Source organism: Agrobacterium sp. MA01, assembly GCF_009650195.1.
Taxonomy (GTDB): Bacteria; Pseudomonadota; Alphaproteobacteria; order Rhizobiales; family Rhizobiaceae; genus Allorhizobium.
The window spans coordinates 2,406,628-2,421,309 of sequence record NZ_CP045854.1 but is presented as its reverse complement, the minus strand read 5'-3'; the positions used below and the strand labels follow the sequence as shown (position 1 = coordinate 2,421,309).

The following is a 14,682-nucleotide window of genomic DNA, read 5'->3' as shown; positions in this document are numbered from 1 at the left end:
GGGAAACCTCAGGCCTTGATCTTGTCCATGGCCGGGTCGACCATCGGCCCGAAGTGAAGGGTGGCCGGCGTCTTTTCCGCCGCGACCACGAGCTCGTAAGTTCCGCTCTTCAGATAGTCGTCGCTAACGCCCTCAGTGTTCCGAACATAGCCGTAGCCAATGTTTCGGCCGAGCGTGTAGCCATAGCCGCCGCTGGTCAGGTAGCCGACGGCCTCGCCGTTCCTGAGGATCGTCTCGCGTCCCGCGATCACGATCGATGGGTCGTCGACGGTGAAGCCCATGAACCGTTTCTTGAGCGGCTGACCGGCAAGGCCTTCCAGCGCTCGGCGGCCAAGGAAATCGGTGTTCTTGCGGAGTTTCACCGCCCAGCCTAGTCCAGCCTCGAAGGGCGTGTCGTTCGGCGTGATGTCGGAGCTCCAGGCACGGTAAGCTTTTTCGAGGCGCAGGGATTCCAGTGCGCGATAACCGATGGGGCGGATGTCATGGGTTTTGCCCGCTGCCATCAGGACATCATAAACTTCTCCGAGTGCGGCGATCGGTATGTGCAGTTCCCAGCCGAGTTCGCCGACATAGGTGACCCGGAGCGCCCGAACGGTGGCGCCGGCAATCCCGATTTCTCGCACATGGCCGAAGGGGAATGCCGCATTCGACACATCTGCGGCGGTGACGCCGGCGAGTACTTCGCGGGCCCTTGGTCCCATCAGCGACAGCGTGCCCCAGTCTTCGGTAATGTCGGAGAGCGTACAGTCCAGACCGGCAGGAATATGGTCTGATATCCAACCGAAGTCGTGGGTGCGGAAGCCGGTGCCGGTGACGATGTAGAATCTGTCTTCGGCGAAGCGCGCGACGGTCAAGTCCGCCTCGATGCCCCCCCGAGTGTTCAGAAGCTGTGTGTAGGTCAGGCGACCGACGGGCTTGTTCACGTCGTTGGCGCATATCCAGTCGAGTGCTTTGAGGGCATCGGGACCTGAAAGCTCGTATTTCGCAAAGGACGACTGGTCGAAGACCCCGACCGCCTCGCGCACGTGGCGATGCTCTTCGCCAACAGGCCCGAACCAGTTCTGCCGGCCCATGGAGTAAACGTCCTTCGGTGCCATGCCTGATGGTGCGAACCAGTTGGGGCGCTCCCAGCCGAGCTTTGAGCCGAAGACGGCGCCTGATGCCTTCAAGCGGTCGTAGAGCGGAGAGACAAGACGCGGGCGGCCGCTTTCATATTCCTCGTGCGGGAAGGCAATTGTGTAATGTTTGCCATAGGCTTCCAGCGTGCGGTCGCAGACCCATTGGCGGTCGCGATGCATGCCGGCGAAACGCCTGATGTCGACGACCCAGAGATCGAGCGGCGCTTCGCCGTCGACAACCCATTGCGCCAGCACCCAGCCGGCGCCTCCGCCGGACGCGATGCCGAAGGCGTTGAACCCGGCGCCGACGAACATGTTCTTGCATTCGGGGGCTGCGCCGAGAATGAAGTTGCCGTCGGGCGTGAAGCTCTCCGGACCATTGATCATCTGCTTGACGCCGACCGTCTCCAGAGCTGGTACGCGTTCGACGGCCTGGATCATGTGCTGTTCGAAATGGTCGTAATCGTCATCGAACAGGCGGAAGGCCCAGTCATTGGGCAGGTCGCCGGTAAGCCAGGGTTGCGGATTGGGCTCATATCCGCCCATGACAAGGCCGCCCACCTCTTCCTTGTAGTAGGTCCGCCTGTCAGGGTCGCGGATGGTCGGTGCGTCGGTCGAAAGGCCGTCGATCTTCTCGGTGATGATATACTGGTGCTTGACCGCTTGTAGAGGCACGTTGATGCCGGCCATTTCGCCGACCTGGCGCGCCCATTGGCCGGCACAGTTGACGACCTTTTCGCAGGCGACGTCGCCCAGCGTGGTTTTCACAGCTGTGATCCGGCCGTCCTTCATCTCGAAGCCGATGACCCGAACGTTTTCGACGATCTTCGCGCCATGCATGCGGGCGCCTTTGGCCAGCGACTGGGTGATGTCAGAGGGGCTCGCCTGACCGTCCGTCGGCAGCCAGCTCGCACCGACGAGATCATCGACATTCATCAGCGGCCACATCCGCTTCACCTCTTGGGGAGAAACGAGATGCATCTCCATTCCGAAACTGCCGGCAGTGGTTGCGAGGCGCTTGAATTCGGTCCAGCGGTCCTGGTTGGTGGCAAGCCGCAGGCAGCCCGTCATCTTCCAGCCCGTTGCGAGCCCGGTTTCGGCTTCCAGCCCCTTGTAGAGCTCGACCGAATATTTCAGCACGCGTGTGATCGAGGCGGACGAACGCAGCTGGCCGACTAGACCGGCCGCATGCCAGGTCGAACCCGATGTGAGGGCGCCCTGTTCGAGGAGCAGAACGTCTGCCTTGTGATCCTTTGCGAGATGATAGGCGGTGGAGCAGCCGATGATGCCACCGCCAATGACGACGATCTGGGCGTGGGAGGGCAGGGTCATGACGCATGGTTCCCATAGACTGAGTTGTAGTGGTCCAGCGCTTCTTGGAGGCGCGTGAGGTTTTCGGCCGTGTAGCCGACATAGTCGGCCCCTGGCGCATCGAGGTAGAGTTCGGAGGTCATGCTCCACATCGCCTCGCGCAACAGGGAGGCGCATTGCATGGCGGCGAGCGAGTGGCGGATCTCGGTCGAGGGCACACCACCGAAATAGGCGGTGAGGAACTCTTCCGACTGGTCGGGTGTCAGGCCGGCATTGGAGGTCGCACCGGCGAGGTCGAACATGGGCGTCGAGAAACCGGCATATTCGAAATCGATCAGCCAGAGCCTTTTGCCATCGTCGAGAATGTTGGAGGGCAGGAGGTCGTTATGGGCAAAAACGATGGGAAGCGGCGCCTGCACGGATTCCAGCTCCTGCGCCAGCACGAGAAATTGGGCCAGCTCCGGGATCATCCGGCTGTTGCCTGCCTCGAGCGTGCGGGCATAGTCGCGCACCACGTGGAAGGGCCAGAACATGAAGCCCGCACCGGTTACGTGGCGTGGCATTTCCTTGTGAAACCGGTGGAGAAGGAGCGCCACGCGCTCACGTTCGGCCGCGACGTCGTTTGCCGAAAACGTCTTCGCGTCGAGGAAGGCAGACACCATAACGCCCGATTCTGCATACTCCACCTTCGGAGCGAAGCCGGCCGCGTGGGCAGCGCGGGCCGTCATGAGTTCGCGGGTCCTGGAAACGTGATGGAAGGGATAATCTGTCCCGAAGCGCACGACGTGGCGGCCAGAGGCATCGGCCACCAGGAAGCTCTCATTGCTTAGGCCGCCCTTGAGCACGGAGATCTCCAGCGCTCCATTCCAGCAGGGCAGGGACGCGATGCGATCTTCGAGTACTGGGTTCGGGGCGGTGTCGGTCATGCCATCCGCTCCCTCAGACGAGCAGCGCCGGCAGAGATCAACCGGTCGGCGATGATGGCGATGAAGGCAACGGCGAGGCCTGCGACAATGCCGCGGCCGGTATCGGCCTTGGTCAAAGCGATATAGACCTCCTGGCCGAGATCGCGGGTGCCGACCAAGGCCGTAATCACGAGCATTGAGAGGGCGAACATGATCGTCTGGTTCAGGCCGAGCATGAGTTCGGGAAGTGCGAGCTTCAACTTGATCTTGGTGAGGATCTGAAAGGGCGTGCACCCCATGGCGCGTCCGGCTTCGACGACCCTCGGATCGACGCGCTGGATCCCGAGTGCCGTGTAGCGGATCGCTGGTGCCACGGCATAGGCAACGATGGCGATCAGAGCTGTGAAGTCGCCGACCCGGAAGAGCATTACGGCCGGCATCAGATAAACGAAGGAAGGTAGCGTCTGCAGCGTGTCGATCACCACCTGCAGCCAGCGCCAGAGCCGCTCACGCTCTGCTGCGAGAATGCCGATTGGAATACCGATCAGGCAGGCGATGATCACCGCGATGCCACAGAGATAGACCGTCACCATCGCCTTTTCCCATTGGCCAGTCGCGGCGATCAGGAAGGAGAGCGTGGCGGCCAGGACAGCGAGCCGCAGCCCGCCGAGGCGGTAGCCGGCGATGGCCAACACGGCGACGACACCCAGCCAGGGCAACTCGGCCAGGAAGCGCTTGATCGGTACCAGAAGGTGGATGAGGAGGGTGGTGCGGATCGCCTCGAGCGCGTCGAAGAAGTTGATGTTGATCCATTTCACCACCTCGTTCCAGAAGGTGCCGGTCGACAGGGTGAGGCTGTCGGGCAGGGTGGCGAAAGCAGGCGAGATCAGGCTTGCGACGAGGCTGAAGACGATCACGGCAAGGCCTGCGGTCAGATACGGGTGGCGCTGCATCAGGTTGTGGTCGCTGGTCGCTATGACGGACGGGACGCCGGCCTTTCGCGCGAAGGCCTGGCTCAAGCGGTCGAGGGCGACGGCGAGTGCGACGATTGCGAAACCCGCCTCGAAGCCGGCGCCGATGTCGAGACGACGGAGCGCTGCCAGCACATCGAAGCCCAGGCCGCCAGCGCCGATCATCGATGCGATGATCACCATGTTGAGAGAGAGCATGATGACTTGGTTGACGCCGACCATCAGCGCGTCGGCGGCCGAGGGCACCATCACTTTCCAGGTCATCTGGCGGCGCGAGCAGCCGACCATTTGGCCAAGATCGCGGATCTCTGACGGAACGGCTCTCAGGCCCAGTAGGGTGATGCGCACCATGGGCGGCATGGCGTAGATAATGGTCCCGACGATGGCTGCCGTCGGCCCGAAACCGAAGAGGAAAAGGATCGGCACGAGATAGGCGAAGATCGGGATGGTCTGCATCAAGTCGAGAAGTGGCGAGATCGCCCGTTCTATCCACGGAAAGCGGTAGCCGGCGAGCCCGAGTAAAAGGCCGAGAATGACACCGATCGGAACAGCGACCAGGATGGAGGAGAGCGTCACCATGGCGCTCGACCATTGGCCGAATGCGGCGAGGAATCCGAAGCAGGTGACGACCAGTGCCGCCAACTTGGTGCCGCCTGCATAGTATCCCATCAGACCGACGAGCACGATGACACCCAGGTAGGATATCGGCGGCACGATCTGGACTGCGGCGGATCCCTGGCCCGAGAGGAAGCCGGTCGAGAGCAGGCTGAGCGCAAACGTGTAGGGAATGTCGATTAGGTCTGCGATGAAGCGCGTGAGATCAGTGAAGGAGAAGAGGCCGAAGCTCGCTTCGTTGACCAGCCATTTCATCCAGCCGCTGATGTGTCGAGCCGCGGGGATTTGCCAGGCGCGTGGATAGTCGAAGGCCCATTTTCCGATCGACGGGCCGAGCCACCAGGCCATGAGCATGGCAAAGGCGGCAAGCGCCACGGCGATATCCACGAAGCGTTTGCCAGACGGCGCGCTTCCGGTCTCGTCGGCGTGGAATGGCGGGGCGGATAGCGCGCTCATCGGCTCAGCCCTGCATCATGACGTCAACGACATCGCTGCGTCGCAGGAGACCAACCGTCCGGCCATCTGCATCGACGACGCCGAGTGTGTCCCCGGCTGAGGCGAACAGGGGTGCGGCTTCCGAGATGGAAGCCGATGGCGATGTGGTGGCAGCGGGCAGGGGCCCGGTTGCGGCCGTCATCAGCGAGGCGACCTTAACGACCTTGGAACGGGCGACGTTGCGGGTGAATTCGGCGACGTAATCGGTGGCGGGCGCCAGAACGAGTTCTTCGGGGGTGCCGGCCTGTACGATCTCGCCATCCTTCATGATCGCGATGCGGTCGGCGAGCCGGATCGCTTCGTCGAAGTCGTGGGTGATGAAGACAATGGTCTTCTTCAGCACCGATTGCAGGCGCAGGAATTCGTCCTGCATTTCGCGTCGGATCAGCGGATCGAGCGCCGAGAAAGGTTCGTCCAGGAACCAGAGTTCGGGTTCGACCGCGAGCGAGCGGGCAATGCCGACGCGTTGCTGCTGGCCACCGGAGAGTTGGCGCGGGAAGGCGGTCTCCTTGCCGGCGAGACCGACCAGTTCGACCATGCGTCTGGCGCGACCCTCCCGCGTCGGCCGGTCTATGCCCTGGACTTCCAGGGGGAAGGCGACATTGTCGAGCACCGTCAGATGCGGCAGTAGCGCAAAATGCTGGAAGACCATGCCCATCTGATGGCGCCTGATCTCGATCATCCGCGCTTCGCTGGCTGAGAGCAGGTTTTCCCCGTTGAAGAGTATTTCGCCAGATGTCGGCTCGATCAGTCGTGACAGGCAGCGCACCAGTGTTGATTTGCCAGAGCCTGAGAGCCCCATGATCACGAAGATTTCGCCGGCTCTCACCGCAAGATTGACGTCCCTGACGGCGCCGACCAGGCCGGAATCTAACAGCGTCTCGGCGTCAGGCTTGCCATCGTTGGAGGACATGGCATCGCGGGCGCCCGCACCGAATATCTTCCAGACATTGCGGCAGACGAGTTTGGCTTCAGTCGACATGGCAGTTCCGCTGGATCGCAGGACGGATAGCCCGCAGGGGCCGCTCGAAAGAACGGTCACCCGCGCCGAGGGAGTGCGCGGGCGACCGAAGCCAGTCCGGCTATTTCTTGATCCATTCCGACCATTTGGCCTCGTTGGCGCCGACCCATTCGGCGACGACTTCCTCGACCTTCTTGCCTTCGAGATCGACCTTGGTGATCATCGCGCCCATTTCGTCGTTGCCGACGTTGAAGGCCTTTATGGCCTCATGGGCGCCGGGCCACTTGTCCTTCAAACCGGACCAGGCGACCTTCCAGATCGGACCGAAGGGCTTGCCACAATCATAGGCCATGTCCGGGTTGGAGCCCGAGGCGGCGTCGGTGTAGCATTCCTTGGTGTATTGCGGGAATTCGACCCATTCGCCCTTGTATTTGGCCGGGGCCCAATGCGGCGCGTAGATCCAGAGGAGGATCGGTGCCTGACGCTGATAGGCGCTTTCAAGCTCTGCGAAGAGTGCCGCATCGGTTCCGGCATGCACGACCTCGAAGGGCAGGTCGAGCGCTTCGACACGTTCGTCATCAAATCCGCCCCAGGTGACCGGACCGCCGAGATAGCGGCCTTTCGGCGCTGTTTCCGCCGTCGAGAAGGCTTCGGCACAGGCTTCAGTCTTCAGAGCTTCCCAGTTCGGCAGGCCGGGGCATTTCTCCTTCATGTATTCGGGAAACCACCATTCTTCCTTGGCTTGCATGCCGGTTTCGCCGAGGTTTTCGACCTTGCCCGTTGCCGTGGCTGCGTCCATCGCCTCGCGGCCGGTCGTTTCCCAGATTTCCATGGCAACATGGAGGTCTCCGGATTCGAGACCGGCAAACTGGGCCAGATAGTCGGCCTGAACAAACTCGACGGAATAGCCCGCCTTCTTCAACACCTCGCCCATGATCTGGGTGGTGATCAACTGGCCTGTCCAGTCATGTAATGTCAGTTTGATCGGATCGGTGGATTCCTGCGCTGATGTCGGTGTGACGAAGAATGCGGCAGTCATCAGCAATGCGGCTGCGATAGTTCTCGGCATGCGGTCATGGTGAAGCATTCGAGTTCTCCCAGTAGAGCCCGTTGAGATTGCTTAAATCTGGCAAGGCACCCGGTCGCCGTTCCCCGTACTTTTCGTATCTGATGACGACCGCGTGTATGTCCGCAGTCTCGGGTCAAGCGAGAGAGCTTGTCAATCCGAATCTGTGGCATTTTGTGATTTTCTGACCGATTATGTGGTGTCTACTTGAAGCTGGTGTTGCCGCGAGCTAACGATGCGGTGACGAGCAGGATGGAGATGGTCATGCCCCCTTCAACACGGCAGCGAGAGATCTTGCGTGTTCTGGATCGCGAGGGAACCGTGGCCCTTTCGGCCCTTGCGCGCAAACTCGGTGTATCGCTGGAGACTATTCGGCGGGATCTTAAACCGTTGGCAAACGGTGGCAGTCTGATCAGGATGCATGGCGCAGTGAGCCTGACTTCCATGGTCGGCGAGGCGCCGTTCGAACGCCGGATGCGTGAAAACAGCGAGGCCAAGCGGGCCATCGCGGCCTCTGTTGCAGCGACCATACGTGACGGGGACTCGATCATGATGGACACAGGCACGACAACGAGCTTCCTTGCGCGGGAACTCCTGGGTCACCGGCGTCTGACCGTCGTGACAAACTCTTCCGACATCGCGCGCACGCTTGCTACGCTGAATGACAACAAAGTTTACATGGCAGGCGGGGAGTTGCGCAGCGACAACGGGGCGGCGTTCGGGAGTACGGCTATCGATTTCATCAGTCGATTTTCCGTAACCCACGCGATCATCTCGACGGGTGCCGTGAATTCAGAGGGGATGATGGATTACGATCTGGATGAGGCGGAATTTGCCCGAACGGTTATCACGCGCGGACGACGCACGCTGGTTGTGACGGACCGGAGTAAATTCGGTCGCGAGGGTCTGGTCCGTGTCTGTGGCTTTGAGGCGATCGCTGAGCTTGCGACCGATGTACAGCCTCCACCGGACATTGCCGAGGCTATGGCTGCAGCCGGCACCAGTGTGTTGCTTGCCTGAACTCTGAGGCTATGTGTTCTTCGGCCGGTAGCCGAACTTCCCGATCGGGACGCACGTTTTGCGCGCCTAGAAGACCACGTTTGTTGGAAACGTTGAGGCCATGATCGATCGTCACGTCGCTTTGACAGTCAGGGTCCCGCGATGTCTCGGTTGGTCTGCGCGTTCGAGCCTGAAGTCCCGGTCCGAAGACAGTTTTAAATTGGCGCGTCAGAGACGGTGCGGATGCACGGCATCCACCGCACCCGTCCTTGGTTCAGTGCATCACTCAGCTGCCTTGCCCTGAGAGCCGCCATGGCGTCGCGCCAGGAACTCGAAGAGACGCGCGACAGCCTCTGCACCTGGATCGATGTGTCCTTCGAGCTGCTGAGCATTGATATACGCGGCCCGCCCGGCTCGGGCCTTGACGTAGGTGGCGGTGAGGTTGGCGCCTGCGCGTGCAGCACTTGCTGCTGCCGCGAAACCCTTGTCATAGGCATCAAGCGCAGGCGAAAGTGCGTCGATCATGGTTCGGTCGCCGAGCGCAGCGCCGCCGATTTCCTGCATGCGGGCAAGCCCGGCCTTCAACGCGTCGCGCATGCCGAGCCCACTTGAGGCTCCATCGCCTGCCGCAGCAAAGAAGATGGCGAGCAGCACTCCGGACGAACCGCCCATGGTCTGGCTAAGCTCCTGACCCATGGCGCGCAGTAACTGGGTATGGTCAGCAAGCGGCAGGCGGTCCAGAGCCTCGATCAGGGCCCGTGCGGCGCTTGCAAGGGTCGAGCCGGTATCGCCGTCACCGGATTTTGCATCAAGTGCATTGAGGTCCTTTTCAGCCTCGATCAGAAGCTTGCAGCACTCGGTGAGAAATTGACGGGTCGGCAAATGCTGCGAGGCAAGTGGCGCGATCGGGGTCAATCCGTCGGGCAGGGCGATGAGGTTGACCGGCCGGATAGCCGTTACGCCTGGCCATGCTGCAAGATCGACCGGCTTCGCAAGCAGGTCGAGGTCGGCTTTTTCCGCCGGCATGACCGAGATCGAAAAGCCCTGCATGTCGAGCGAGGTCATCAATGGGGCAGGACCAACGATATGCGAAATCCGTTCGCCGATCGCCGACTGGACAAGTTCGTTGAGGACCACGGCCATTTCAAGCACGGAGGTGCCGCCAAGATTATTGATCAGTACGACATGCGGCTTGTCTTCCATGCCCACGGCAAGGCGGTCCACCATCGCTGCCACAGCGCCACGCACGCCGTCATACTCGATCTGCTCCACGCCCGCCTCACCATGGATGCCAAGGCCGAGTTCAGCGCGGCCCTCGGGAATTCGCGCTTCCTTGGGCGAGCCTGGTACGGTGCAGGTGTCTAGCGAAATCCCGATCGAGCGAATATTGGCGATCACGCGGCGTGCAGTGTCGATGACGGCATCGAGGCTTGCGCCGTTTTCGGCCATCGCACCGGCGATCTTGTGCACGAAGAGCGTGCCCGCGACCCCGCGTGACTGCGGCAGGTCGGGAAGCGCTATGTCATCGTCTACGATTACCATGCCGACATTGAGCCCGAAGGCGCGGGCCCGTTCGGCCGCCAAGCCGAAGTTCAGCCGGTCGCCAGTATAATTCTTGACGATCAGCAGGCAACCGAGCGGGCCGGTCACAGCAAGGATTGCAGCCAGAATGGCGTCGACGCTCGGGGAGGCGAAGACATCACCACATACAGCGGCCGTCAGCATGCCGCGTCCGACAAAGCCTGCATGGGCCGGCTCATGGCCGGATCCGCCGCCCGACACGATCGCCACCTTCGACTTGTCCCAGTCGGACCGCACCACGACGCGAATATGCGGAAAGCCATCCAGGCGGCTCAAGGCTCCGGCTGAGGCCATGAGTACGCCGTCGATTGCTTCGGTGACGGCATTTTCCCTGCTGTTGAGGAATTGTGGCATGAGACCCTCCCTTAGACGAGACGCATTCCGGCCGCATCGAAATAAAGCGGCTTGTGCGGCTGGATTTTGATGATGTCGCCGCCCTTGAGAGCGGTATGGGCATCGGTGACGGTGATGATCGGGTGTTCCCCGAGCATGAGATGAAGGCGCGTCTGATCGCCGAGATGTTCGACCCGGGTGACCTGAGCTTCCTGGCCTTCTCCCGCACGAATATGCTCGGGCCTCAGCCCAATGGAATGGGCCCTGACCGGTGCGCCGGGGAAGAGGCTTGCGGGGAGCACGTTGATGCGCGGCTGACCAAGCCGGGTTGCTGCATAGATGCTGACCGGCGTTTCATAGATCTCGCGCGGCGATCCGAACTGCGCGAGTTGACCCTCCTTGAGTACACCGACATGGGTCGCCATGGTCATCGCCTCGATCTGGTCATGCGTCACATAGAGGAACGTGGCGCCCGACTGAGCCTGGATGTTCTTCAGTTCAACGCGGAGATCCGCGCGGAGTTTCGCGTCGAGCGAGCTGAGTGGCTCGTCCATCAGATAGATCTGCGGATTGCGGACCAGCGCGCGACCGATCGATACGCGCTGCATCTCTCCCCCCGAAAGGGCTGTCGCCTTGTTGTCGAGCTTGTGGGAGATCTGCAGGACCTCGGCAATTGCCTTGACCTTCTGGTCGATCTCCGCCTGCGGCGTGCGCAGCAGCGGCGACTTCAGCGGAAATTCGAGGTTCTGCCGCACCGTCATGTGCGGGTAGAGGGAATACTGCTGAAAGACCATCGCGACATTGCGCTGTGCTGGTGTCAGTCCTGCCATGGAGCGTCCGCCAATCCTGACGTCGCCTTTGTCTTGTGTGTCGAGGCCGGACACCGTGCGCAGAAGGGTAGTTTTTCCGGCTCCGGTGGGCCCCAGGAGTACCACGAACGAGCCATCCGGAACGGTCATCGTCACGTCATCGAGCGCACGGGTGGCGCCGAACGACTTGCTGATGCTGGAAAGGACGACGTCAGCCACGAGCAAGTACTCCTTCATTCGCTTCGGACACCAGTGCCCTCCCGCTTTTCGCATCAAAAAGGGTGAGCGAGCGGCGATCCAATTCAAGCCCAACGGAAGCCCCCGTTCGGATCACATCGCTTGATGCTGTCCGCGCCTTGATCTCTCCGTGGTTGGTCTCGATCGTGAGGATCTGTGTGGTGCCGAGATATTCAACGGCGGCCACCCGTCCGCGAAGGCCGGCCGCGTCCGACAGGCGGACATGTTCCGGCCTCACCCCTAGTGTCAGCGCACCCTTGCAGCCTTCCCTGGATGTGGGAAGCTCGATGCGCGATCCACCGATCTCCACTGCATTGCCGCCTTCTTCAATCGCGCCTTCGAACTCAAGGAAGGACATAGGCGGCGAGCCGATAAACTTTGCCACGAACTTGGTTGCCGGCCAGTCGTAGATCTGTTGGGGTTTGCCGAATTGCTCGATCACGCCATGGTTCATGACGACGATCTTGTCGCCCATCTGCATGGCTTCCAGCTGATCGTGGGTGACATATACGGTGGTCGCCCCCATGCGGTCATGAAGGGCACGCAGCTCCTCGGCCATATGTTCGCGGAACTCCGCATCGAGTGCGCCGAGGGGCTCGTCCATGAAGAAGGCTTTCGGCTGGCGTACGATCGCACGGCCAAGCGCCACGCGCTGCCGGTCGCCGCCCGAAAGCCCGCCGACGGGTTTGTCGAGGATCGATGAGATCTGTAGGATGCGGGCGACTTCGGCGACACGGCGATCGACTTCTGCGCGCGGCACGCCCTGGCTCACCAGGGGATAGGAGATGTTCTTGCGCACATTCATATGCGGATAAAGCGCAAACATCTGAAAGACGAAGGCGATGTCGCGCTCGCTCGCGCGCTTCATGCCTACCTCGTCGCCGCCGATATAGATCTCGCCACTGGTCGGCAGTTCAAGGCCAGCCATCATCCGCAGCGTCGTCGTCTTGCCGCAACCGGACGGGCCGAGCAGCATGAAGAACTCACCGTCCTCGACGGTGAAGGTCGACGACTTCACCGCATTGAAGGCTCCGAAGTCTTTACGCAGGTTTTGAACGCGGATCTGAGCCATCACTTACTCCGGGAAATGACTGACGACGATGAACATGACGGTTCCGATCAGCGTCACCGGAAAGGAGAAGGTAAAGAGCGTCAGCGAAAGCGGCTGCATGAGCATGACCACGCCGAGCGCAATCAAGGCCGAGGCGATCATTTCCCATTCGGACCGGCGAAACCGGCTGAGGCGGGTAAGGAAGTTCATCATTTGCGCACGGCTCCGAATGTGATGCCGCGCAGCAGATGCTTGCGCAACAAAACGGTGAAGACGACCACGGGTAGCAAGAACAGCGTCGCAGCCGCTGCAACGGCTGGCCAGTCGATTCCGCCGCCGACTGAGAGGATGGTTGGAATGAAGGGAGGTGCCGTCTGGGCATTGCCGCTCGTCAGCAGGACCGCGAAGGCATATTCATTCCAGGCGAAGATCAGGCAGAAGATCGCGGTCGAGGCGATGCCAGTTGCGGCCTGCGGCAGCACGACCTTGTAGAAGGCCTGGAAGCGGGTATAGCCATCGATCAGTGCCGCTTCCTCATATTCGCGCGGGATTTCATCGATGAAGCCCTTGAGCAGCCAGACCGACAGCGACAGGTTGACCGCCGTATAAAGCAGGATCATGCCGAGGTGGGTGTCGGAAAGGCCGAGCTGGCGGAACATCAGATAGATCGGGATCGCGACCGCAATCGGCGGCATCATGCGGGTCGACAGGATGAAGAACAGGAGGTCATCCTTGAGTGGCACCTTGAAGCGGCTGAAGGCATAAGCGGCAAGCGTTCCGAGGAAGATTGAAAGGAATGTCGAGCCGAAGCCGATGATGACCGAATTCAGGAACCTCTGACCGAAGCGCGACGGACCCGAGATGATCATGCCTCTGTCTCGGGTGATCTTGTCATACCAGGTGGTAGGCGGTGGCAGTTTGGCAAGGTCCTGTGCCGATGGGCGTGACTGTGTTGTAAAGAGGTTCACATAGCCTTCAAGCGTCGGCTGGAAGACCACTTTCGGCGGATAGCTGATCGAGTCCGGGCCGGACTTGAAGCTCGTCGAAATGATCCACAGCAACGGGATCAGCGTGATTACCGCGTAAAGTCCGACAAGGATGCCTGCAATCCACTTGGAGGCAGGCGACGGTTCGGTGACGGAATGTGCGCTCATCGTTCCTTAACCTTGTTCAGTGCCTTGACGTAAATGGAGGCGAGGCCGAATACCGTGACGAACAGGATGATTGCATAGGCACTGGAATAGCCGGTCCGCCATTTTTCGAAGGCCTCTCGCTTCAGATCGATCGAGGCGAGCAGTGTCTCGTCCCCCGGTCCGCCACCGGTCAGAAGGACCACGAGGTCGAACATCCGGAAATTTTCGATGCCGCGGAACAGGACCGCAAGCATCAGGAACGGTAGCGCCATCGGCAGGGTGATCGTCCAGAACTGCCGCCACTTCGATGCGCGGTCGACCTCCGCTGCCTCATAGATGTAGTCGGGAATGGAGCGCAGGCCCGCCAGGCAGATCAGCATGACGAAGGGCGTCCACATCCAGGTGTCGACAATGACGATCGCCCAGCGTGCCCAGCCGCCGGGGCCAAGCATCGAGAAGCTGTCGGCCGGAATGCCGGTCAGGAATTCGACGGCGTAGTTCACGAGGCCGATTTGCGGCTGGTAGAGAAAGGTCCAGAAATTGCCGACCACCGCCGGCGAGAGCATCATCGGGATGACGATCAATGTCGTGACCAGGTCATTGCCCTTGAACTTGCGGTTGATCAGCCATGCCAGGGAGAAGCCGATCAGCACCTGGAAGGTGATTGTCCAGATGAGGAAGTGGGCGGTTGTCTGCATGTTCGCCCAGGTGTCGGCGTCTGTCAGGATGCGCATGTAATTGCGCAACCCGACCCACTGCACTTCCGCATTCGGCTTGTTGGCGGCGAAGTTCGTGAAGGACAGGCGGATGGTCCAGATCAGCGGAAATATGTTGACCGACAGAAGCAGGAAGATCGTCGGCGCGACAAAAATCCAGGCAATGGCTCTATCGCTCAGTCCCCGGATACGTTTTGCAACCGGTTCGGGTGTTGCGCGGGCGAGGCGGTCTGCAGTTTTGTCGGTCATCGTCCCGATCCGTGTGACGTTTCCAAATGGGCAGCCGGGTCCTTGTGCCTTGTCGCAAAGAGGCAAGGTTCAGCTTCAGCCGGCAGGCTTCAAGGGTTTTAAAGATTGGTGCCGGCGGCAGCGCTGGCTCTG

Annotated in this window: 12 protein-coding genes; 1 reads left to right on the top strand and 11 read right to left on the bottom strand. The window is 61.1% G+C overall.

Annotated elements, in window-relative coordinates; translation table 11 throughout:
* Positions 1–8: 8 nt before the first annotated feature.
* The 5 genes from GH983_RS11750 to GH983_RS11730 all read right to left on the bottom strand — a co-directional run bounded on the left by GH983_RS11750 (position 9) and on the right by GH983_RS11730 (position 7,463).
* Positions 9–2,450, bottom strand: coding sequence for an FAD-dependent oxidoreductase (locus GH983_RS11750; protein ID WP_153762462.1), 2,442 nt, complete (start codon positions 2,448–2,450; stop codon positions 9–11).
* Positions 2,447–3,355, bottom strand: coding sequence for a choline kinase family protein (locus GH983_RS11745; RefSeq protein ID WP_153762461.1), 909 nt, complete (start codon positions 3,353–3,355; stop codon positions 2,447–2,449). The genes GH983_RS11750 and GH983_RS11745 overlap by 4 nt, the downstream gene beginning before the upstream one ends.
* A complete protein-coding gene (locus GH983_RS11740) occupies positions 3,352–5,376 on the bottom strand; it encodes a proline/glycine betaine ABC transporter permease (RefSeq protein WP_153762460.1) in 2,025 nt (674 codons plus the stop codon). Before GH983_RS11740 ends, GH983_RS11745 begins: the two co-directional genes overlap by 4 nt.
* 4 nt (positions 5,377–5,380) lie before the next feature.
* Positions 5,381–6,397 carry a glycine betaine/L-proline ABC transporter ATP-binding protein gene (locus tag GH983_RS11735; protein WP_153762459.1) on the bottom strand — a complete coding sequence of 339 codons (1,017 nt, stop codon included), beginning with the start codon at positions 6,395–6,397 and terminating at the stop codon, positions 5,381–5,383.
* A 100-nt stretch (positions 6,398–6,497) separates the two neighbouring features.
* Positions 6,498–7,463: an ABC transporter substrate-binding protein gene (locus GH983_RS11730; protein ID WP_083229519.1), complete on the bottom strand. Its 966-nt coding sequence runs from the start codon at positions 7,461–7,463 to the stop codon at positions 6,498–6,500.
* A gap of 243 nt (positions 7,464–7,706) precedes the next feature.
* Here GH983_RS11730 and GH983_RS11725 point away from each other — a divergent pair, with 243 nt between their 5' ends.
* The gene (locus GH983_RS11725; protein WP_054151604.1) at positions 7,707–8,462 is read left to right on the top strand and encodes a DeoR/GlpR family DNA-binding transcription regulator; all 756 of its coding nucleotides are present in this window, start codon (positions 7,707–7,709) and stop codon (positions 8,460–8,462) included.
* A 261-nt stretch (positions 8,463–8,723) separates the two neighbouring features.
* Here the strand turns inward: GH983_RS11725 and GH983_RS11720 are convergent, their stop codons facing one another.
* Genes GH983_RS11720 through GH983_RS11695 form a run of 6 tightly spaced genes read right to left on the bottom strand, consistent with a single transcriptional unit; the run spans position 8,724 to position 14,550 of the window.
* A complete protein-coding gene (locus tag GH983_RS11720; protein ID WP_153762458.1) occupies positions 8,724–10,376 on the bottom strand; it encodes a dihydroxyacetone kinase subunit DhaK in 1,653 nt (550 codons plus the stop codon).
* Positions 10,377–10,387: 11 nt separating this feature from the next.
* A complete protein-coding gene (locus tag GH983_RS11715; protein WP_054151752.1) occupies positions 10,388–11,383 on the bottom strand; it encodes an ABC transporter ATP-binding protein in 996 nt (331 codons plus the stop codon).
* Complete coding sequence (locus GH983_RS11710) at positions 11,376–12,473, bottom strand: ABC transporter ATP-binding protein (protein ID WP_153762457.1); 1,098 nt, start codon at positions 12,471–12,473, stop codon at positions 11,376–11,378. Before GH983_RS11710 ends, GH983_RS11715 begins: the two co-directional genes overlap by 8 nt.
* Before the next feature lie 3 nt (positions 12,474–12,476).
* Positions 12,477–12,665: a hypothetical protein gene (locus GH983_RS11705; RefSeq protein WP_054151607.1), complete on the bottom strand. Its 189-nt coding sequence runs from the start codon at positions 12,663–12,665 to the stop codon at positions 12,477–12,479.
* Positions 12,662–13,606, bottom strand: a complete 945-nt coding sequence (locus GH983_RS11700) for a carbohydrate ABC transporter permease (protein ID WP_054151608.1) — start codon at positions 13,604–13,606, stop codon at positions 12,662–12,664. The genes GH983_RS11705 and GH983_RS11700 overlap by 4 nt, the downstream gene beginning before the upstream one ends.
* A complete protein-coding gene (locus GH983_RS11695; RefSeq protein WP_054151609.1) occupies positions 13,603–14,550 on the bottom strand; it encodes a carbohydrate ABC transporter permease in 948 nt (315 codons plus the stop codon). Before GH983_RS11695 ends, GH983_RS11700 begins: the two co-directional genes overlap by 4 nt.
* Between the last annotated feature and the right edge of the window lie 132 nt (positions 14,551–14,682).